Source organism: Halobacteriovorax sp. YZS-3-1 (assembly GCF_047084945.1).
Taxonomy (GTDB): domain Bacteria; phylum Bdellovibrionota; class Bacteriovoracia; order Bacteriovoracales; family Bacteriovoracaceae; genus Halobacteriovorax_A; species Halobacteriovorax_A vibrionivorans.
Genome location: NZ_JBKIYI010000001.1, coordinates 473,774 through 494,705, shown reverse-complemented (window position 1 = coordinate 494,705; position 20,932 = coordinate 473,774). Strand labels below are relative to the sequence as shown.

Sequence of the window (20,932 nt, the reverse complement as noted above, 5' to 3'; positions counted from 1 at the left end):
AATATGCATTATGTTATAATTATAAGTGTATTTAAATTTTAATGCATTATTATTAACTAAATAATTTTACCTCGACATAAAATATGTGCAAGTGACTGAAAATATGACTAAGAAAAAAATGATTATTACAGGTGGGTTAGGTTTTCTTGGAAGCGCTATTGCCAAGAATTTCTTTCATAAGTACGACTTAGTCATCATTGACAACGAGTCTACTAATGTCATTAAAGCTGACGAATTGTCTCTGTTAAGTGACCAAATTATCTACAAAAAGCTCGACTTAGCACTATTAAACGAACAAGAGAAAGATTGGTTAAAAAAAGAATTAGAAGATACCACATATTTTTGTCACTTTGCAGCCGCTGTAGGTGTCAAAAAAATTGATGAGAACCCGAATGCGGCCATTATAAATGAGTACCAAGTAAATCAAAATATACTTCCATTAATAGCGCAGTCTAATGCAAAACTACTCTTTGCTTCAAGCTCTGAAGTTTATGGAAATGCCACTGAATGCACAGAGGATCAGTCTCTAGAGATAGGCTCGCCTGATACCTTGAGATGGGGATATGCTTGCAATAAGCTTATGACTGAATTTCTAATAAAGAGTTATGAAATTCCACATATCACCCTAAGACTTTTTAATGTAACAGGTCCTGGTCAATCACCGGATTACGGAATGGTTATTCCAAAAATGATTAAGGATGCAAAAGAAGAAGGTAGTATAAATGTTTACGGCGATGGAAACCAATGTCGAAGTTTTTGTGATGTAGAAGACTTCCTAAAGGCCATCGACATACTAATATCAAATGATATGTTTCATAATCAAACTCTTAACATTGGTAATGATAAAAACCTCATTACAATTAAAGAATTAGCTCATTTAATAAGAGACACACTTAAAGTAGACGCACAAATTAATTATTTAAACTTCCATGATGTCTACAGTAAAAATAGTGATGATATTTATAAAAGATCACCTGATACAGCAAAGCTAAAAGAGATATACACACCAGAGATCGATGTGAAGTCAATCATAAGAAAAATTGCTGAGCATAAATATGGATAAGAAGAAAGTTTTAATGATTCATGAGGTATTTGATTGGATGTTAGATCTCGATCTATCTGACTATATTATAACGTTTGATGATGGACTTTATTCACAATACAAAAAACTAGAACATTTCAAAAAATTTAATACACCTAAGATATTTTTTATTTCAACTGGGATTTTGGCCAGTGAAGACATTGAACAAAATGAAGCTGTAATTGAATGTGCAAAAGCACATGAACTCTACTTCAAAAACGAAGACACTAGCAATTATATGAAATGGAGCCAGGTTAAAGAAATTGCTTCAACCAAGAATTGCTTCATAGGCGGGCATTCTCATGCTCATCGCGACCTAAGAAGTAACACAAGTATAAAAGAGCTTCATCTACACTTAAAAGACGATACCGACTTAATGCTTAAGAAATTTAAAGAAAATGGAATAGAAATTCAAGATTTCTGCTTCCCATATAATTATGAAGCACCTCTATACAAAGAGATATTAAAACAAAGTGGCATTATGAATTTCTTTGGCAAAGAAAGAGTTGCGATAGAGGATCTAAAAAATGCAATATGAGAATCAAGAGATTCTAGAAATCGGACAAGGCTCTCCTCTCAATATTAACTGGGAGATGGTGTCTCATTGTCAATACGATTGCTCTTATTGCTACTATCGTCCATTTAATAGTGACACAAATTATTCAACTCTAAGCAAGATCATTCTCAAAAAACTTAAAAATATAGAAGAAGATTTCATTATCAACTTAATTGGTGGTGAGCCTACCCTCCACCCGGACTTTACACAAGTCATTGATGAATTAATCTCAATTGAAAACTTAAAAGAAATACGTATTGTAACAAACTTTATAAAGCCGGAAAGCTTTTGGAATAAAATACAAAGAAGCTCAAAAATAAAAATCACAGCAAGCTATCATCCAGAGTACAAAAATAAGGATTTCATCAAAAAAAGCGAGATTCTATCGGATCAATTCAATATCGACATCGCATTCTTGTTTACAAATAAAACAGAAGAATTCATTAAGTACAAAGAAGTATTTGAAGATGCCTATCAACTGGCAAAACAAAAGAAGCTTACACTCAATTGTATAAGACTTCACAAAGAAGAATATAATAATACAACATACGAAGAGTATGATCCTGAAATTGAAGACTTCATTAAAGAAAGTGAACATAAAGTATCCTCACTAGATAACAAAGAAACCACACTGATTAAAACTAGTGATATTCAAAAAAATATAGCAAAGTCTCACTTTCTTGCTAATGGATATAACAAATTAAAAGGTTGGAAATGCGATATCAAGGCCTTTATTATTCATTACGATGCGCAAGTGTCATATGCATGTAAGAACACTAAAAAACATATTTTAACTTGTGACTTTAAGACAGAAGGCATTATTTGTCCTTTTAACTTATGTGAATGTGATGATTACTGGAGCTTTAAAAAGGTGGCACCATGAATAAAAACATATTAATTGTTGTGGCCCATGCTGATGATGAAGTCCTGGGTTGTGGAGCCACTATAAGTAAACATATAAGAAATAAGGATAATGTTAGTGTTTTAGTTCTAACAGATAGCTCTTCTGCACAAGGTAAAGATATTAACATTCGTCATAATGAATTTCTTAAGGCAATGAATATCTTAGGAGTAGAAGATTTTGAGAAGCTAGATTATAAAGATAATCGTTTAGATTCTTACGATCTTGTGGATATTGTCAAAGACATAGAGATTATAAAAGAGAAGATTAATCCTGATATTGTTTATACACACTCATATAATGATCTCAACCTTGATCATCAAATTACAAACAAGGCCGTTTTAACAGCATTTAGGCCACTACCAAATTATAAGAAGTGTAATATTTTTGCATTTGATATTCCATCGAGTATCGAATATCAATCAGTCTATCATCTACGCACCAATCCAAACTATTACAACACGATTGATGAGATTGACTTAAAAATCAAAATTCAGGCCATGATGGCATATGAAACAGAACTCCATCCCTTCCCACATCCTCGATCAATTGAGAACCTTGAAATAAGTGCAAAAAAAGAAGGGACTATGTGTGGAGAAGCTCTAGCTGAGTCTTTCTATATTGAAAGGTTAATTAATTAGAATGGAATTGGTCAATAAGGCCACAGATATATTCGATTTCATCATCTTTTAAACATTCAAAAAAAGGAAGACTAAGTGAAGTTCGAAAATACTCTTCAGCGCCTTTAAATGTATCAACATTATTCCAATGAGAATGTAAATGAAGTGGCCGAAAGTGAATCGATGTTTCAACTCCATGTTCTTTTAGAAAAGTCTTAAGCTCATTACGGCGCTCTGAATGAATAATTAAAAGCGATGGTATATTAGCATTTAAAGTAGGTACTAAATTGATACTTTCAGATAATAAACTTTCATATTTCTTATAGAGACTAGTGCGCCTGACTACCTTTTCATCAAAATTATTAAGCTGATCGATTATAAATGCCGCACTAATATTGGTCATATTGGCCTTGCGTCCTAATTCAACGATATCATAGCTTCCATCAGAAAATTTTCGTATACCATGGAGTCTTCTCTCTTTTGCCAAACTAATCATTGTTTCATCAGAAAAGATCATGCCTCCGCCATCAGGAGAAGAAATAATTTTATTAGGATAAAAACTAAAAAATGATGCATCAATAGCTGAATGAAAGCAATTTGGATAAATCAACTGTGCCAAGTCTTCAATAATTTTAAAACCATACTCTTTCTTTAGCTTAATTAAATTTTCCCTATCGTATAGTGCACCACCAATCGATACAGGAATGACAGCATTCACCTCATGTGACTTAAGTATTTCTGATAAATGGTTAGTATCAATCATCCCTAAAATTGGATCAACATCACAAAAGATCACTCTATGGCCTAAACGCTTTGGAACTTCTGCTGTTGTTGCAAAAGTATTGGTTGGAACCACAATATTTACAGATTCATTAGTAAAAAACGTATCTAAAATAACTTCAAAAGCAGAAGTTGCACTACTTGTTGCAACAAAGTTAGGAAAATTGAATTTTTGCATCAATAAGTATTCAGCTTCGGAAACCTTTACACCACCAGTCCAATATCCTGAGACAATAACCTCTTGGACTTCTTGAATTAACTTATCTGATGAATAGGGATAGAAAAAAGGAATTTTCATGTATATAAATACTTTTCCTGAGCATCCACGATTGGATATTCTCGCGCTAATATATTCTTAACATTAAAGAAAGGGTTTCTATTCTTTTCGAGATAATATAAGCAGTTAATATTATAATCGCAGATATAGACAAATATAGGACGACGTTTTTGAATTTCAACGTATTTTAAATCAACTATCTTGATCTCACCTGTTTCAACATTCTTATAAACTTTAGAATAGAGTTGATTATAGAATGGAAAAAGTACTCTGCGATCATTTCCCCACAAGTTCTTAGTAAGCTCAACGATAACCTTTCCGTCATTTTCTTTGAGGTCATCCATTTTAAACCAACCGTTCTCTTCTCTGTAATATTCGAAAACAAGAAAGCTTTCAGACTCCTCTAATAACGTCGGTAATATTGTCTTTTTATTCATTACCTTACGATACTTTTCTAATAACTCATCAAAAGTGAAGTCCACTGAACGATCGATATCGGGAGCCTCTGTAACTAAGTATTTAAGAGCTGGTTTGAAAACATACTTTTTATTTCCTACAGGGATAAAGTAAAAGCTCTTACTTTTACCAAAGCCTGTTCCTACTGGAACATCAATATTAAATTCTTCCTTAAGCTTTGCTTGTGATGCATATAAGAATTCAATCTTCTTTTCTCTTAAGATATGTTCAATATCCAATTCAAACCTCTTTCATACGTTTAAAATATGCTATTCTCTCTCTCACTTTATCATATTTCGAGTTTGGATAGAGATGTTCATGCCAAAAGTATATATTGCTTAATCGGTCTTTAGGAAAGGTATTAACTGAAGCGTAACCTTCACCTACTTGATAGTATTGAATAGGATAGATATCTAGCTTTCCTTCATTATACGCTTTTTCTATAACGTATTCCTCTAAAAAGTATTTTTCTACATTACTACAATACTTCTGCCACCTCTCATCACCATTTGTTTCGTAAAGTTTCATTAACTCTTTAAAAAAGTAGTGATAAAAACCACTGTCTCTTCTTGATATAATAAAGCCTGTATCAAGAGGATTATCCCAGTCTTCTCCTATGAAGCGTTGATCCTTCTTTGATATATCGTCGTATTGTCCAACTACGATTTTCCCATTACAAACAATATCAAAAAGAGTTTGATCAATTGGTTTAATAAGGTTCATATCAAGATCAATGTGGATCAGGATATCCTCTTTAAGTTCTCTTTCGAGTAACATTCCACAAAATGGTACATTTATAAAACCAGATTCAAATTCTTCAGTTTCTTCATGATATTTTTCAATATAGGTTACATTCAATTCTTTAAATTTTTCTTTCGTTTTGGCACTTACAACGTGTTTGGACGGACAATAAGTATAGATTGGTATATCACTTAAATCCCCACCATTTTTACGCCAATTCTCAAAACACAGAATAGCTTCGTCTTCATAATATCTTTGATTTTCAAAAGTAATACCATTGTCATCATTTGTACTTCGGCCATTACTTTCAATCATTGTAATAAGAGCAATTTTCATACGTTCTACTTTGTATAATCGATATATTCGTCATCTCTATGTGTATCGAGCGTGGAACAGTGTATTCCACCACCAAAGATCTCACAATTTTCGAGCCTAACTGGGTGAGGAATAAAACCATGCTTATCCAAAAGCTCAATCACGTTAGATGCACTTTCACTAACAAGCACATTTTTTTCATCTATATTTACAATATTAATATCCATTCCTCTCGTACTTGCAAGTTGAATATCAATATCAGTTTTCCCAGATTCAATAACGGGCTCCGCCTTATAATCATCAGGGAATAGACATTCCCAATTCTTAAATTTTTCAGGTAAGAAATCTTTTATATTTCTATACTTAGGATTAACTAAGAAAGTACCAGGTTTTAAGCAAACGAGAACACCATCAATATGGTTATCAGCAACATTAACGGTATGGAAGTTAGATTCAGGAAAAAATGACTTCACCCACTCAAGTCCTAAGAAATGATTATATGAATTTACATTTACAATAACATCTTTTCCGATTCTTAGAAATTGTGCGCCATCAATGGCCATAGTATATTTACTACGATCAAAATTTTCATAATCTCTTTTAGAATTCCACTCACTTAAGTCCATGGCCTCTTCAACAAGTTTATTATGTGGTGAGCGAATCCATTTTCCACCTCGCCCCCCGTCAAAGAGTTTGTTATAAACATTATAAAGGAGCGTATTTTCAAAAAAGCGATTTCTTACATATGTAGGTGTTTCAATTATATAATCACGATAGACGAGAGAGAGATCCCTTACATTACTAGCACTAGAAAGTTCAGTTTTATAATCAGGTGTTTTAATCGTAACAACTTCACCAAGTCGCTCAGGCCTGTAAACTTTAACTCCTAATTTTTCAAATGTAGCCGCTAAATTATCTAATTGCTCATTTCTTTTTAATAGTAACTCATGATTAACATAATATTCTTGACCACCGTGTTCTAAGCGATCATAGACAGCGTGAGTTAAATTTTCGCCGTAAAAATGTTGAAACGTAAAGTCAGCAATTCTTTTACTAATTTCTAACTCTCTTCCAACAATTATAGAATTTAACTTACCAAATGAGGTATTACTATTTATCACGATATTTTCCTAATACTTTCTAAATTATCATATTCAAAATTATTCATATAGAAATCACAATTTAATTTACATTGAGTCGTATTCCCAAGGGCCTGAAAGCAGCGACAAAACTCTTTTGAGAATTTAATAAAGTCTGAAAAGAACTCAAAGGTATGATTATATGAATAAATACTTATTGGCTCAACTTTTGTTTTACCATAAATAAATGAAACACAAGGGTAACAATTACCATCAGAGTTTATATATATTCTTTTAAACCAAGGCTTAACTGGAGCTGAATGATTCTTCTTGTAGAGAAAGTCCATATTCCCTCTCAGGCTCTTATTCTTTGGAGGTCTGATTCTATCTGTTACAAGAGTCGTATCTCTAAAAAGGAGATCTAATCCAAACTTATCCCTAACAAGATCTGCTGTTTTAATTGCATACTCTTCATTAAGCTTGTGACGTGAAAATATTAATTCAATATTGAGTTTATCTTTTAACTGAGTAATATTTTTGAAAACTAATTCGAGATTCCCACCATTTCGCGTAAGTTCGTGAATCTCTTGAGTTGGTCCATCTATAGCAACCTGGTACACAATATTTTCATATTTAGATAACCGCTTTACATCAAGTGACATTAGATTTTCACCATTTGTAGCAATCAAGATATCTTGATTAAAATTTTCGCCAAGCTGTTCAAGAATAGTGTTTATATCACTATGCTCTAGAGGTTCTCCGTCATTTCCACAAACAAAGACTTCTTTTGGATTAAAATCTTTTATAATGGGAAGAACTTTTGAGAAATCTAACTCACGCTTATTCTTATGTCCTGGATTTAAACTTGGACATCCCTGACACTGTAATTGACAGCTATTATTTAAACTAAGTTCTATAAATTCAACAAATTTATTATATTGCATTATAGAATCTCAAGCTCCCACATATCCATTAAACGTTTGCAGTTCTTTTCACAAATTTGGCAACACTCATATTCAAAGTTTTGAATTTTCTTATAATCTAAATCCCATTTATCTTGTCGACTTTCTTCTAACCAAACGTAGCAAGGAAAGACCGTACCGTGCTGATCGATATGAATACTTTTATTGTGGTAAGAGCGACAGTCGATATCGTAATCTTTTCCTCCACTAACTTTCTCGCCCCATTTTTTCTTAGCAGAGTTAATAATAACGTCGTACTTTCTTTTTAGTTCAGGAGTAACAAGCATTTTATCCAAATTAAATGGATTCTTATAAACTTCAGTGTCGCGACGATATAAGGTTTGGGTTAGGTTAATATTACTGAACTCTTTTAATAGTTCATCCATACTACCGTCTTCTAAGTCTTTAGCATTGTAGTCAAATAGGATATGCTGAATATAATCAATTCCATATGGATTAGATTCACGAAATGCTTTTGCATTTGCTCTAATATTAGCAAGACTCGTATTTACTCGATATATTTCATGTAACTCTTGAGTTGAACCACATATTGTAAAGTAAACGCTATCTTCTGGCCCAAGGATCGTTCCAAGTTCCGCCCACCAATCGGGGTTATGTGTGTCCCCATTTGTACATATTTCTATAGCAATATCTCTCTTACGAAGATAGCGACATAAATCAAAAATCGAACGATATAAAGTAGGTTCTGAAAATGCTCCCACTAAGTGGACATATTTTGCATTAGGGAATTGATCTAGTTGATCTGTGATCTCGTTGAGATGGCGTTCATTATACTTTACTTCTATATGCTTATAATTTCGTGCACACAAAGGACACTTTGCATTACATGTTCCAGTGAGATCTAATTCAATTCTCTCACTACGAATAAGGGCATCATTACTAGCAGACAAAGTCCAACTCCATTACATCAATTAGTTTTTGAATTCGCCTTTCACACTTAAAGCAATCCTTAAACTTAAAACTTAAAACTTCACCGTAATCAAATACTTCACCAGAAAAATGACCTGGTCCTTCATATTCGGCATGGCCATAACAAGGTGAGATTTGGCCAAATTGATCAATATAAATTTTTCGATCTCTTAAGCTCATACACTTTATTTCAATATCCGAACTTTCACCTGGCTTTGGCTTTATATTAAAAAGAGCATCAATTGCCCTTTTTCTTTCATCCTCAGGACGAATTAGATCCTTATCAAATGATTTTACATATTCATTAAAAGTTCTCTGCCCTTCAGTATCAACATTAAAGGTCTTACTAAATCGAGCAATAATACTTTTCATCGCTTCACTTTCATAATCTTCACGATTATATTTGAACATAATATGTTGAATATGATCGATTCCCTCTTTATTTGTTGAAATAAAGCCCTGATGATTATCTAAAATATCTTGTAACTTACTACCTACTCGATATTTTTCATGAAGTTCTTGTGTGGAACCACAGATTGTAAAATAGATGCGATCATTAGATGAAAGAATCTCACCTAATTCTGCCCACCATTTTGGATTATGAGTACTACCATTAGTAAAAAGTTCAATGGCAACACCTCGATCAACAAGGTAGCGACAAATCTCTTTAACTTCGGGATGAAGTGTCGGCTCAGAAATATTTCCGGCCATATAGAATACTTCAAGATTAGTGAATGTATCTAGTTGCTCTTTAATTTCTTTATAGCTACGTACATTTCTTTTTAATAAGTGACCTGCATGAGCATAATTTCTTGTACAAAGTGGACAACGTAAATTACACGTTCCCGTTAGATCCATCTCAAGTTCGAGAATCTCACTTCGATGCAATGTTGTTTGCTTACAACTCATTATCCCATCCTCTCTAAACCAATATCTTCTAGCATTTGGGTTGTCATTGCTTCGCACTCATAGCAAAAGTCGTACTTAAATTTGTTTATTTTAGAATAGTCGAGATTAAATTTTTCTCCGACGTTATAAATTCGATATAAGAAACATGGAAAGATTTCTCCCCATTGGTCAATTGCCACAAACTTTTCTTCTAAGCTTTTACAGCGCATTTGGCATTTAATTTCGCCAGTCTGGTTTCTCTCATAACGTCGCTTAGCATGTCTTGTAATTAAGTTATAACTTCTTGCTAGATCAGCAGTTAAAGCAATGTCATTTTTCTCATCTTTAATAAAACCAAATCTTTCGTTATAAGGTAGAGTATTAATATTATACTCTCGACTAAAGCGTGATCGAATGTCTTTCATCGCATCACTTTCAAAGTCTTTGGCATTGTATTCAAACTTTATATGCTGCAGATAATCAATATCGTACTTACAACCTTCTTTAAAAGCAGCGTGGTTATCTAATACTTGTTGTAAGCTTGAGCGAACGCGATACTTTTCATGAAGTTCTTGTGTTGATCCACATATTGTGAAAAATACATGATCTCTTGGACTCATCATTGCCCCAAGTTTTCTCCACCAATCGGTTGAATGAAGTGACGCATTTGAATAGAGTTCTACTTCGATTTCTCTCCCAATTAAATATTCCATTATAGTAAAGAATTCTTTATGCAAAGTAGGCTCAGATATCATTCCGGCCATACAGCACATTTTAATATTTGGGTATTCATCTAATTGAGCAATAATCTCACTTGCTGGTCTTTCATTATATTTAACCAAGTGCTTAGCATTTGAATAACTTCTTGAACAAAGAGGGCAATCAAGATTACAAGTTCCTGTTAACTCGAGTTCTATTTCGAGAATATCTTCTTTGCTCAATGAATCTGGTAATTTTTCCATAACTTACCTACTTATAATCACATTCAGGATAATGACCACGTCGATAGTAAAGAACATCATCTATCTTCTCACCTTCAACTGGATATACTTCCTGAACTTTTGATATTTTCTTTTCAACACCATCACACACAAAGAAGTATTTACAATTGAAACATTTCTTACCTTTTGTATATGTATGCTTTCTTTTTTGTGCAGCAACTTCGAAATACTCTTTTGTATCCAAAATCTTTTCTTCTATTTTTTCCACATCATATGCATAAATATTCCAATCATTACGATCATAGATATGTTGATAAACACCTACTACATATTTCTCATACCCCTGCATAAAACAAAATGGGATATAGCGTACATTAATCTGAATACCATCATCTAAATTATCGATAGCTTTTTTTATATACTTACTTAAGTGTTCATAGCTTTGTGATTCAAGACGATCAGCATCTTCCCAATAATTTAAAGGTAGGAAGTTAAGTTGATATGGCTTTATCTTATTTATCAATGTTACATACTCTCCAAGAAGCTCAGCATTCTTGTCTGTAACGGTACAATTGATACGAACTTTGATTCCTATTTCTTGGCAATTTGAAATGGCCTTCAGCATTTTTCGAAATGCGCCCTTTCTTCCAACTATTGTGTCATGATTCTCTTCATTTACTCCATGCAGACTAAAGAGTAGCTCCGTAAGGCCATGCTCTTGAGACTTCTTACAAAATGCCAAGTTTGCAAATTTAGCACCATTAGTAAGAGCTGAGATATTCGTAAAGCCTAACTCATTACAATAATCAAGAATTGCAAACCAATCACGGTGTACTGAGCTCTCACCACCACTTAGATCGATTTCTCGCATTCCACAATTATAGATTTTCTTTGCACGTTCTTTAATGACTTCAAGAGGTGTGACTTTATCAAGATCATCGAGGTAATAGCAAAAATAACATTCGTAATTACAGAATGTTCCAGTATCGAGCTTTGCTCTCTTATTGAATTTATCATTAATTAGCCTCAAACCTGAATGGCTAAAAATATTATAATCCAATATGTTCTCCCAAGATTTCTAGTATGGGATCGCCTTCTTGAAGAAATATCGATTCAAAGTCATTATCGATATCCCACTTTCTCCAATAGAGGCCTTTGTCCTCATCCCAGTAATCTATATTATAATACACAACCTCTTTATCAAAAAATTTGCATTCTGAGATCATACGGGGACTACAATCAAACTTACGAGGAACGGGCGTATAGATGTATCTATCAAACTTCTCAAATAAATCCGGCACGGGCATCTCAGGAAACTCAAAACGCTCTGAGAGTCCCTCTAATCGTCCCTCAGGGCGATTCTCTTTGTTAGTTAAGCACAAAAAGTCTCCATCATATTTTTCCAACAGATCAAAATACATTTGATCTGGAATATTTCGACAATTTTTTGTGCCATATAGAAGATTACAACGTGCTGATTTTGTTGGCTTTTTCAGGCGATTAAAGTTGATACGTTTCTTATAATCAATAGCATTCTTACAATCACGATAAATACGCTTATCTTGAAGAATAAATACATTATCCTTATCGTTATCTTGTAGCTCCTTATCACCACAAGCAAAGTGAAATATTTTATGCGCTAAGATATGCTTACCTTCCAGAGACTTAGCTCCACCATCGGTAAAGAGGATATTATTTGCATGTATAAGATTAGGTCTATTTACAAAGAGAGTATCTTTTTCAAGCTGGACTAGCTCTTCTTCAGAAATGATATATTTTCCAACAATCGATGCACGAAACATTGGCCAGTCAATATCTTCGCATAAGAGGATCCCGACGCGCATATAATCTTTAAGAAAGAGATAATAGTCGATCACCTCATATGTGTGACCACAAAGACCATGATTATTCGCACTCCAACTATAGGTGAGCCAGAGATCATAATTATCTTTATCTAGTCTTAAAATCATACTAATCCAAAAATGCTTGAATTAGCTTATCTTCTTCGTCTAAGTGATAAGCCTCAAATCCGTTTAATAAAATATCATTATAACGCATATTTACGGAGTCTTGTATAACACTCTTGAAGATTTCGACCTTCTTTTTGTAGTATAAACTTTCAGGAACAAGTCGATTATTTGTATCAACTTTAGCTGATTGGTAATAGAGCATCGTATCAAACTTTTCATGTAGATTCTCGTGATGCCTATTAGCGATTTTATATATTATATTACGTTCTCTATATTCCTCAGGTATTTTAATATTTGAATAATCAAGAGAAGGTGTATTTACAAAGACGTAGTCAGAAACCTTTCCAAGCTCTTTATAATTACCAAAAGAGAATTTAAGAAGTTCTTGCTCATCAAAGTTTTGATACTCGTAGAATCCGAAATACTTGACCTTCTTCATCTTGTATCTTTGCATGTCATGGCCTTCATTAGAAAAGACAACTAGATTACAAGGAATCGTTTCTCCTAAAAGCTTAAGTGTATGAATATCTAAAATCATGCATCTCTTAGGTTTTAATTTGTAAATATCATAAACTCTTTGGGTAACGATGAAGTCAGATAGATACTCATCTGGAAAGTGATATCTTTCTTTAAATACCTTAATCCAGCCAATGCGCTCTTCTTCTGTACAATTATAGAGAACAAATTTGACATCACTGCTTCGAGCTCTTGAAAAAAGAAAATACTCGAAGCAGTAAAATAATGTTCCATTTACTTTACGATGATCTTTTTGTGAATAGAGTATAACTCTAAAAGAATGTTGAATAATAATCCTCTAAGAACTTATTTGTTAGATCTTCGATTTTTTCTAGATCCTCTTCTTCAGTAATTAGCTTTCTAAAGTGATCAAACTTCTTGTTAAGAGCTGCGACCCTTTCAATTTGATCTTTTGTATTTAAGTAGTCCTCTAGCTTCTGGATAAGTTCTTCGTTACCTGTTTCTAAAATTTCAAGATATTTAGATTCTCTATTTTCAGCAGTAATAAAGAAGCCTTTGTCACAAAGTTCATTATTAAGGCACATAAAACTATAAAAAGTAAAACCACTAATTGAAGCTAAATCGTGCGTAATAACCATTCTTGCTTTTTTTGTTGCGGATTCTCTAGCAAAGTTTACATCACTCTCATCACCTTCGATAATTTTGATTTCGTGAGGCATAACTTCGTTAAACTCAATAGGCTTAGCAATTCTAACCTCGAAACCTTTTCTCATTGCCTCCTTAATTAAAGACGAGGAAACAGCAGAAAGATTCAAAAGCTTTTCTGGTTTTTCAATCGTATCCATATTATGAGGGTAAACATTTGTAACATACCAATGACTTCCCCTATCTTCTACTGAAGCTACATCATATAACATCATAACTTAATTCCTTTTTAGTAATGACACCCACAGTTATTATGGCATGTACAAACAGCATTACAGTCACAATCAGTGTGACAAATACAATCACGACGAAGATTATTATATTGATTAACAATTTCTTTCATATCACTACCTAAAATTTCGTCTCCTTGCTGAACAGAAGACTTGAAGTGCCAATTTTGAAGAAAAACATTTCCACTATAACTATTATCATCAGGTGTTCTTGGCGCATTATCGGCGGGTGATCTTAATCTCGCAGTGCTTCCAATACTATCGATTTCTGGTACTGCAGAATCCTTTGCACTAGAAATATTTGAAACCGTTGCTGTTCTAACTTCATCCCCTTTGTTTGGGAAAGGAGAAGGTTGAACAGTTGAATAGAAAGCATGACTTCCTCTCGCAGCCAATTCACTTGCGATTTGATCTCTTAAGTTTTTAATATGAGCATGGTTTATTCGATCACCTGGATCTAGGTTTGCATTTGTGAAACTTAAGGCCCTATTTGTAGCACAAGTTGACCTGTGTCCACCGCAACCTTGAGAGGTCCAAGCGTATCCATGATTTGTACAATGACTTCCACTACAAGCCATTAGAAGCCTCCTTTTGAAAGTACTGTTCCTGCTTAACTGCATTCGTCGAGAATACGTGTTTTTGAACAGCACGGTCAATTTCACCAAATGCTTTGAAGAAACCACATAGTTCATTAACCCAATTATCAGTCCACTTATCAAAAAAATCTGTTTTTTCACTCTTTTCATGACTTGCAACAGGACAAATCATACATGTGGTAGCTACGCAATCCTGACAATCTTTATGAATTGTCTTTAAAGGTTCTTCGAACTTCTTTGTATATGCACTAATTTTTTCGACAAAGTCTTCATCAGCAAGTTCACCATAAGCAAGTTCTTCTTTATGTTTTGAATATATTGCTCCATGGCATGCATAAAGGTTTCCTCTTTGATCAATTGCGGCCATATTTAAACCAGCAGAGCAGTGCTTTCTATTATCCTCTCCTCCAAACCAAGAGCATAAGAAACGACCATGTTCGTTATAAAATGCAATCTCTTCCTTTGCGATTTTTAAAAACTCACTTCTAAATACTTTTATGGCCTCTTTTTTCTCCTCAAGAGAAAACTTTGTTGCGTAGTCAATTGTTGGAGCGTAATTAATTTGAATATCTTTAGATGCTTTCCATAGTAATTTTTGGATATCATGATAATCTAACCAACATTGATGAAGACTATCCATACTATCAATAGGAAGAGTAGCCTTCATACTCACATTCAATCCTAAGTCAGCCAGTTTATACAGATTATTGATTACCTGATTACTTGAAGGCTTCTTGTTCTTCATTAAACGATAGTTATCATTCACTGCTCGACCATCATAAGAAACCTGAATGTTTAACTTTGAAGTATCCACGTTATCAACGATTTTCATCATATTATGAATATTGAATGCATTTGTGTACATATGAAAATCAACATTGTCGTGATCTTTGTACTTATTCATAAGCTCAATAATAAAGTTAGGATTTAAAGTTGGCTCTCCACCCCATAATGAAATATTGAGACCATCGTACTTTGCTTGAAACCAATCTTTGTTTGCAAGAATACTGTCAATTCTTTTAAAAATTGTCGGAAGTTCATCATCTAATCTAGCTTTATCAACTTTCTCTCCTTCAAAGCAATATGTGCAATTAAGATCACATAAGGCTGATGTCGTAATTTCAAGATTAAAGTATTTCTTTAATTTAAACTGCATTTTTGCAGGATTTTCAATATTATAAGCAACCATTATTCAATCTCCGTATTTAAAATCTCATTAAGAATATCATCAAGTTTTTCCTCAGAGACTTTCTCTTTAGGTACCTGTATTGCTTGTAAGATTTGATCTGCTTCTAAAAGAAGCCTTTCTGCATAATCTGGATGTATAGACATCATATGTTTACTAGCTTCATAAAGATGCTGAGCAGTCATATACATGCTACGATTTAAAGAGTTAAGATTCATAAATTTCTCGCTTCAAGATTCGTTTAAAATATTCATTCCCTTTTAAAGTTTTTATCATGCGTTGTACTTCTTTATAGAAGTGCTTATACATAAAACAAATACTTTCAATTGGGCCTTCATTTTTAATGTTCTCATACAAACAGCCTTTTCTACAGTAATTTTTTACCGAACAAGACTCACAGGCTGCCATATTTTTGTATTCTGGGATTTTTAGATATAAGTCGTCATCTTTGAAGCGATTACAGGCAATTAGCTTATCTTCAGAGAAGGATAAATGAGTATCTCCGGCACCACAATAATCTATGCGTACATCTTTAGCTGTGTAGCGTAAAATATGCCTTAGATAAGTGAGTATAATTTTTGGCATTTCAACATTATCGACGTTTTCAATATACCAATCCACTAACTCGCTAAAGCCATAATTCACTTCTTGTGCACTTTCATTGGTCCAAACATCCACATCTCGAATTAATGTCAAATCAGGATTGAGATTAAGGACTTTTTTAATATAGAGATGATTTTCTAATATATTATTATTTCCAGAGTAAATCATTGAATGACATGAGAGATCATTCAGCTTTTTTATTATTGGGAGCTTTTTTTGATAAAGATAATTGGTACCACGGCCATCATGCTGATTGCGATTTATATCCTGCCATAGGCCATCATATGATAATGAGACTCTAACTTTATTAGCATTTAAAAATTCAACTTTTTCATCATCAAGTAAAAGACCGTTGGTTGGCATATAGAATTGCACATTGGGATCATCTTTTAGTTCTTTAGTTACTGTAACGATTTTATCCCAATGTAGGAGAGGCTCTCCCCCATAGAAATCTACTTGAATAAGCTCTTCAGGGTTTTTAGAACGTACTTTTTCGTAGGACTCAAAGAATAAGTCAGTATTAATGGATTTCTTAGAAAGCTTATCAACATTGCAGTAACTACAATCTAAGTTGCAAGCTTCCGAGAAAGCTATTGACAAGACTATCATCTAAAATCCTTTTTATTTTACCTTCACCCAGTGACGTCCATCAACTTCAATCTGATGATTTTTATCGCCAAAGCTCTCTTTAAGCTCTGGTTTTTTATATATAGCTACTAATCTTTCAGGATAATCTCTTTTTTCCTGTAATGTCATTTCAGTAAGGTTACCATGCTCATCATTTGTTAGCGGTGTTCCAGGCTCATAGTCTTTATCAACATAAGCCAAAACCCATCCACCAATTGCAATTGGCACTTCTACTCCAGAGTTGCCTTGACCTACACCAAAACCAAATGTATCAGATGCAATTCCTACTACGCTTAGTTGGCATCTCTCATTACAAATACGAGCACCTTCAATAGTATCATAATAACATTTACCAGGCTTTAGCTCATCATTTAGAAGCTGAAAATCTGCAATATCATTCCATACAGAATTCCACACACGAGAAGCTTTAAATTGTTGGGAATAATAAAGATCATCCCCAGTATTTAATGTATGGTTACCAGCACCGGCTCCAGTTGGTGTAATATTAGCTCTTCTTAGTGTTGCTGCCATAAGATCTCCTTCATATATATTTTTATTTTTTGAAATCTAGTTATAGTATATAATAATAATATGAAACGAAGAAATTTTATTTTCACAACAATTTTCTCCCTTTTCACATACAAGGCGCTTGCCCATAGTATTTCTCGTATAAAGAAAGCTGGTACTAGTAACTTCTTAATAACAAATGCAAATAGGACATGTGTAACTTTGAAAAGTGGAATGGTATACGAATTACCTCAAGCTCCGGCAGAAATTGACTCTGTAATTCATTTTAAGGTTGTAAAAACAAAGTGGTCTCCTAGCCCAATACTTGATCCAAAAGGCTCTAAGATTGCCTCGAAAAGTGGGCAACTTAGTGTAGAAGAAAATATTAATATTAGTCACTCAAGAAACTTCACACTTCAATATATTAATGAGGATATGGGTTGGATTGTTTTGTCTTAAAATTTTTAGAACAGAAAATTATCCCTATCAATATAATATTCGATACAAACTCCACCCTCATTGTTAAGACAGTTAACAGATGAAATATTATAATAGAACTGGCCCATAGATAAAGGTATGAGCGTTTTTTGAAATATAGAAATAACCCTGAAAGTTCTAAGATTACGATCCCTAGACCAATTAGAAATAGAATAACACTTGGGATTATATCTATGATCGGCCAGCTATGATTTGTTAAAAGGTGTGATTCCTTAATTATCTCTCTTAGTCCTTCAAAGTGAAAATATCCAAGGCTTTCATTAAAAAATGCTTTAAATGAATAAAATAATTTCCAGAATCCAGACATAAAATAAATGAGAACAATGGTAAGTTTAGAAAAATCTAAAATTGCTTTGTCACTTTTTTCATCTCTTCCTTCAAATATAAAAAGAATAGAAATATAAAACCAAGCAAATAGATCATGATCAAAATCGGCACCATTTGTTAAAGCGATAATTAAAAAGAGTAAAAGAGAATATAAAATACGAAAGTATTTACGTAAAAAGGAGCCTATTGAGCCAAATATTGAAATGGCCCAAAGTATTATTAGTGGTGTGATTGAATTTAATGAGGGTAGTAAGCTTGCAACCCAATTACCAGAGTTTTGAACTTCATAGCCTTCATAAAGATACATACTCACAAGTGGAAAAGTCATGAGGTAAAATATCTGAGATATCGTACTCAACATCTACTGGCCTCTCGTTGTACTAAAGAGATTCCAACTAAAGAAAGGATATACGTTTCCTCTATAGCCTATCGACTCACATAGAATAGATAGTGATATAAAAAGAATCGTAAAAATCAATTCTGCTTTTTTCACTAATTGATAACCTCAAAGAAATTTGGAAATGATTTTTCAACACATTCCGTATTTTCTAATTTTCCTCCACCATTAACAATCTGATAGAGGTAAGAGACCATAACCATACGATGATCACGAGGAGGAGTTATATCGACGACACGTCCATCAGCTTTTCTTCCTTCTATTTCAAGAAGATCATTTTCTTCATCATAATGATGTTTGATATCATATAGCTCCATTAAATCCATAACTGCATTTAAGCGATCTGATTCTTTATGAACTAAAACTTCAACACTTCTAATTATTGAGACACCATCTGCATAAGATGCGAGAAAACAAAGCGTCGGAATAAGGTCGGGACAGTCTCGACAATCAATCTCAAAGCCATTTAAATTTTCTACACCATTAAACAGAAGCCCGTCTTTTGTAAAATCGAAGTCTCCACCCAGCTCTTCTAATAAACTTATAAATTGACTATCAGCTTGGAATCGATCAATTCCCTTACAATTCTCAACAAGCACAGGTCCAGACATACATGCATATGCTAGTGGATAGCCAAGAGAACTAAAATCAACAGGCACTTCAAAAACTTGTTCTCCACTTTTAAATCTTTCAATTAGATTTAGTGTCATCTCCCAATATGGACGACTTGTGGACATATTGACTGGCTCCACATCGATATCGTTTGGAGATAAGGCCATTGCCAGTCCTGTTGCAAACTGAGTTGATCTTGAGCAATCAACTTCATAAACACCTTTTGATATATTAATTGGCCCTTGAACTTGAAACCAATTTTCTTCATCTCTTAAAACTTCGACATCTAATTCATCTAGTGCCTTTTCTAGTTCGTCCATTGGACGATCAAACATTTTTTCACTTGGTATCAGATTATACTTATTATTTCCAAGCGAAAGTAATGGGATTAAAAAACGATTTGTTGTTCCACCATCTCCTGAGACAAGGTTAATAACTTCATCAGTCTCAATTTCACAAGCAGGAAAGGAGTCCTTTATTGTGACACTTCTTCCCTCTTTATTGATCTGTAAACCAATATGCCCAAGACAATTAAGCATATGAATAACATCTGTAGATTCTGGAAGATCTAATAATTCAATGTCTTGTGGATATATAGCAGCTAAAACAAGCGCACGATTAGCAAAAGACTTAGATGAAGGAACGCGGATCTTCTTAATGAAATCCTTCGTTGCTCCTTTACCGTGGGCATACTCCATTAATCGCTTTCTTATCTCATCCAGAGACACTTCTTGAATGATAGGCTTGCCTATCCCTGAAGGTAAAATCACTTCAATTGTATTATTAGCAACGACTTTTTTATCTTTTGCAACATATTCCATAAGCTCATCGATAGGTAAATTATCTTGCCACGGACACATAAGAGCATTTAGACCAAAGACATGAGCAAATTGATTTAGGAACTCACTCTCTTCATCTCTTTGAAAGATGTTAAATATAAGTTTAAGCCCCCAAAATACAGCAACTCCATGCGGTAGTTCGTAAACTTTTTCAATAGCGTGTCCTAGTGTATGTCCTAGGTTTAAGATCTTTCGAATTCCACCTTCTTTAAAGTCTTGATCAACTATCTCTTGCTTATAACGAGCACAGCGAATTGTAATTTCATCAAATGATGCTTCATTATTGATAAGGTTAAAAACCTCTTCATCTAAGAAGAAGTACTTTGCCAATTCCCCAAGGCCAGAGATGAAATGATCTTCTGGTAAACTTTGGAGAAACTCAGAACATATATAAATATTATCTGGTAAGTGAAAAGCTCCGATTAAATTCTTACCAAAGGCCGAATTCACTGCAACTTTTCCACCGATACTTGCATCAATCATTGAAAGTAGAGTTGTTGGAATAACACTCCAGCTAATTCCTCGTAGGAGCATGGATGCAACAAGACCAGCAAAATCAGAACACGCGCCTCCACCAATAGCAACCAGGTGGGCCTTACGATGAATACCTCTTTCTAAAAAGAATTCACATGCTTTTTCGACTTCACTTAACTTCTTACAATCTTCTCCGCCAGGAGCTATATAGATATCTACTCCATTCTTAGGATCTATTAGATCTAAGTAGAGATCATTAACATTAGAATCAATGATAATTAGTATCCGATCTGAATCGATCTCATTAATTATAGTATTAATCTTTTGAATATCACTAAAATGCTTAATTTCAGACAA

The 20,932-nt window shown here is 33.6% G+C and carries 24 protein-coding genes; 5 read left to right on the top strand and 19 right to left on the bottom strand.

The window, feature by feature from the left end; translation table 11 throughout:
• The first annotated feature begins 103 nt into the window (after positions 1-103).
• The 4 genes from ACMAZI_RS02510 to ACMAZI_RS02495 are packed head-to-tail and all read left to right on the top strand — an operon-like array spanning position 104 to position 3,179.
• Entirely contained in the window at positions 104-1,063 is a 960-nt protein-coding gene (locus ACMAZI_RS02510; protein ID WP_412475105.1) for an NAD-dependent epimerase/dehydratase family protein, read from the top strand.
• Positions 1,056-1,619 carry a polysaccharide deacetylase family protein gene (locus tag ACMAZI_RS02505; protein ID WP_412473841.1) on the top strand — a complete coding sequence of 188 codons (564 nt, stop codon included), beginning with the start codon at positions 1,056-1,058 and terminating at the stop codon, positions 1,617-1,619. The genes ACMAZI_RS02510 and ACMAZI_RS02505 overlap by 8 nt, the downstream gene beginning before the upstream one ends.
• Positions 1,609-2,520, top strand: coding sequence for a radical SAM protein (locus ACMAZI_RS02500; RefSeq protein WP_412473842.1), 912 nt, complete (start codon positions 1,609-1,611; stop codon positions 2,518-2,520). Before ACMAZI_RS02505 ends, ACMAZI_RS02500 begins: the two co-directional genes overlap by 11 nt.
• Positions 2,517-3,179: a PIG-L deacetylase family protein gene (locus ACMAZI_RS02495; protein WP_412473843.1), complete on the top strand. Its 663-nt coding sequence runs from the start codon at positions 2,517-2,519 to the stop codon at positions 3,177-3,179. The genes ACMAZI_RS02500 and ACMAZI_RS02495 overlap by 4 nt, the downstream gene beginning before the upstream one ends.
• On the opposite strand, the gene ACMAZI_RS02490 is transcribed toward ACMAZI_RS02495, so the two are convergent.
• From ACMAZI_RS02490 to ACMAZI_RS02410, 17 genes are all read right to left on the bottom strand, one after another.
• Positions 3,172-4,236 carry a DegT/DnrJ/EryC1/StrS family aminotransferase gene (locus ACMAZI_RS02490; protein ID WP_412473844.1) on the bottom strand — a complete coding sequence of 355 codons (1,065 nt, stop codon included), beginning with the start codon at positions 4,234-4,236 and terminating at the stop codon, positions 3,172-3,174. The two genes, ACMAZI_RS02495 and ACMAZI_RS02490, sit on opposite strands and share 8 nt — an antisense overlap.
• On the bottom strand, positions 4,233-4,910 hold the full coding sequence (locus tag ACMAZI_RS02485; protein ID WP_334677915.1) for a hypothetical protein: 678 nt from the start codon (positions 4,908-4,910) through the stop codon (positions 4,233-4,235). Before ACMAZI_RS02485 ends, ACMAZI_RS02490 begins: the two co-directional genes overlap by 4 nt.
• Before the next feature lies 1 nt (position 4,911).
• Positions 4,912-5,748, bottom strand: a complete 837-nt coding sequence (locus ACMAZI_RS02480; RefSeq protein ID WP_412473845.1) for a hypothetical protein — start codon at positions 5,746-5,748, stop codon at positions 4,912-4,914.
• A 5-nt stretch (positions 5,749-5,753) separates the two neighbouring features.
• Complete coding sequence (locus ACMAZI_RS02475) at positions 5,754-6,848, bottom strand: hypothetical protein (RefSeq protein ID WP_412473846.1); 1,095 nt, start codon at positions 6,846-6,848, stop codon at positions 5,754-5,756.
• The gene (locus ACMAZI_RS02470) at positions 6,845-7,750 is read right to left on the bottom strand and encodes a radical SAM protein (protein WP_412473847.1); all 906 of its coding nucleotides are present in this window, start codon (positions 7,748-7,750) and stop codon (positions 6,845-6,847) included. Before ACMAZI_RS02470 ends, ACMAZI_RS02475 begins: the two co-directional genes overlap by 4 nt.
• Complete coding sequence (locus ACMAZI_RS02465) at positions 7,750-8,679, bottom strand: radical SAM protein (RefSeq protein WP_334677911.1); 930 nt, start codon at positions 8,677-8,679, stop codon at positions 7,750-7,752. The genes ACMAZI_RS02470 and ACMAZI_RS02465 overlap by 1 nt, the downstream gene beginning before the upstream one ends.
• Positions 8,669-9,607: a radical SAM protein gene (locus ACMAZI_RS02460; RefSeq protein ID WP_412473848.1), complete on the bottom strand. Its 939-nt coding sequence runs from the start codon at positions 9,605-9,607 to the stop codon at positions 8,669-8,671. The genes ACMAZI_RS02465 and ACMAZI_RS02460 overlap by 11 nt, the downstream gene beginning before the upstream one ends.
• Positions 9,607-10,548: a radical SAM protein gene (locus ACMAZI_RS02455; RefSeq protein ID WP_412473849.1), complete on the bottom strand. Its 942-nt coding sequence runs from the start codon at positions 10,546-10,548 to the stop codon at positions 9,607-9,609. Before ACMAZI_RS02455 ends, ACMAZI_RS02460 begins: the two co-directional genes overlap by 1 nt.
• Positions 10,549-10,555: 7 nt before the next feature.
• Positions 10,556-11,587: a radical SAM protein gene (locus ACMAZI_RS02450; protein WP_412473850.1), complete on the bottom strand. Its 1,032-nt coding sequence runs from the start codon at positions 11,585-11,587 to the stop codon at positions 10,556-10,558.
• Positions 11,577-12,497 (bottom strand): hypothetical protein, encoded by a 921-nt coding sequence (locus ACMAZI_RS02445; RefSeq protein WP_334677909.1) that lies wholly within the window; start codon positions 12,495-12,497, stop codon positions 11,577-11,579. The genes ACMAZI_RS02450 and ACMAZI_RS02445 overlap by 11 nt, the downstream gene beginning before the upstream one ends.
• A 1-nt stretch (position 12,498) precedes the next feature.
• Positions 12,499-13,035: a hypothetical protein gene (locus tag ACMAZI_RS02440; protein WP_412473851.1), complete on the bottom strand. Its 537-nt coding sequence runs from the start codon at positions 13,033-13,035 to the stop codon at positions 12,499-12,501.
• Positions 13,036-13,285: 250 nt separating this feature from the next.
• Complete coding sequence (locus ACMAZI_RS02435; protein ID WP_412473852.1) at positions 13,286-13,894, bottom strand: hypothetical protein; 609 nt, start codon at positions 13,892-13,894, stop codon at positions 13,286-13,288.
• 14 nt (positions 13,895-13,908) lie between these two features.
• Positions 13,909-14,487, bottom strand: coding sequence for a hypothetical protein (locus ACMAZI_RS02430; RefSeq protein ID WP_412473853.1), 579 nt, complete (start codon positions 14,485-14,487; stop codon positions 13,909-13,911).
• Complete coding sequence (locus tag ACMAZI_RS02425) at positions 14,477-15,694, bottom strand: radical SAM protein (protein WP_412473854.1); 1,218 nt, start codon at positions 15,692-15,694, stop codon at positions 14,477-14,479. Before ACMAZI_RS02425 ends, ACMAZI_RS02430 begins: the two co-directional genes overlap by 11 nt.
• The gene (locus ACMAZI_RS02420; RefSeq protein ID WP_412473855.1) at positions 15,694-15,909 is read right to left on the bottom strand and encodes a hypothetical protein; all 216 of its coding nucleotides are present in this window, start codon (positions 15,907-15,909) and stop codon (positions 15,694-15,696) included. Before ACMAZI_RS02420 ends, ACMAZI_RS02425 begins: the two co-directional genes overlap by 1 nt.
• A complete protein-coding gene (locus ACMAZI_RS02415; protein WP_412473856.1) occupies positions 15,899-16,903 on the bottom strand; it encodes a radical SAM protein in 1,005 nt (334 codons plus the stop codon). Before ACMAZI_RS02415 ends, ACMAZI_RS02420 begins: the two co-directional genes overlap by 11 nt.
• 12 nt (positions 16,904-16,915) lie before the next feature.
• A complete protein-coding gene (locus ACMAZI_RS02410) occupies positions 16,916-17,452 on the bottom strand; it encodes a hypothetical protein (RefSeq protein WP_412473857.1) in 537 nt (178 codons plus the stop codon).
• A gap of 60 nt (positions 17,453-17,512) precedes the next feature.
• Between ACMAZI_RS02410 and ACMAZI_RS02405 the strand changes: the two genes are divergently transcribed.
• Positions 17,513-17,887 carry a hypothetical protein gene (locus tag ACMAZI_RS02405; protein ID WP_412473858.1) on the top strand — a complete coding sequence of 125 codons (375 nt, stop codon included), beginning with the start codon at positions 17,513-17,515 and terminating at the stop codon, positions 17,885-17,887.
• Here the strand turns inward: ACMAZI_RS02405 and ACMAZI_RS02400 are convergent.
• Positions 17,853-18,581, bottom strand: a complete 729-nt coding sequence (locus tag ACMAZI_RS02400; RefSeq protein WP_412473859.1) for a hypothetical protein — start codon at positions 18,579-18,581, stop codon at positions 17,853-17,855. The genes ACMAZI_RS02405 and ACMAZI_RS02400 overlap by 35 nt on opposite strands.
• 164 nt (positions 18,582-18,745) lie before the next feature.
• Positions 18,746-20,932 carry a hypothetical protein gene (locus ACMAZI_RS02395; RefSeq protein ID WP_412473860.1) on the bottom strand — a complete coding sequence of 729 codons (2,187 nt, stop codon included), beginning with the start codon at positions 20,930-20,932 and terminating at the stop codon, positions 18,746-18,748.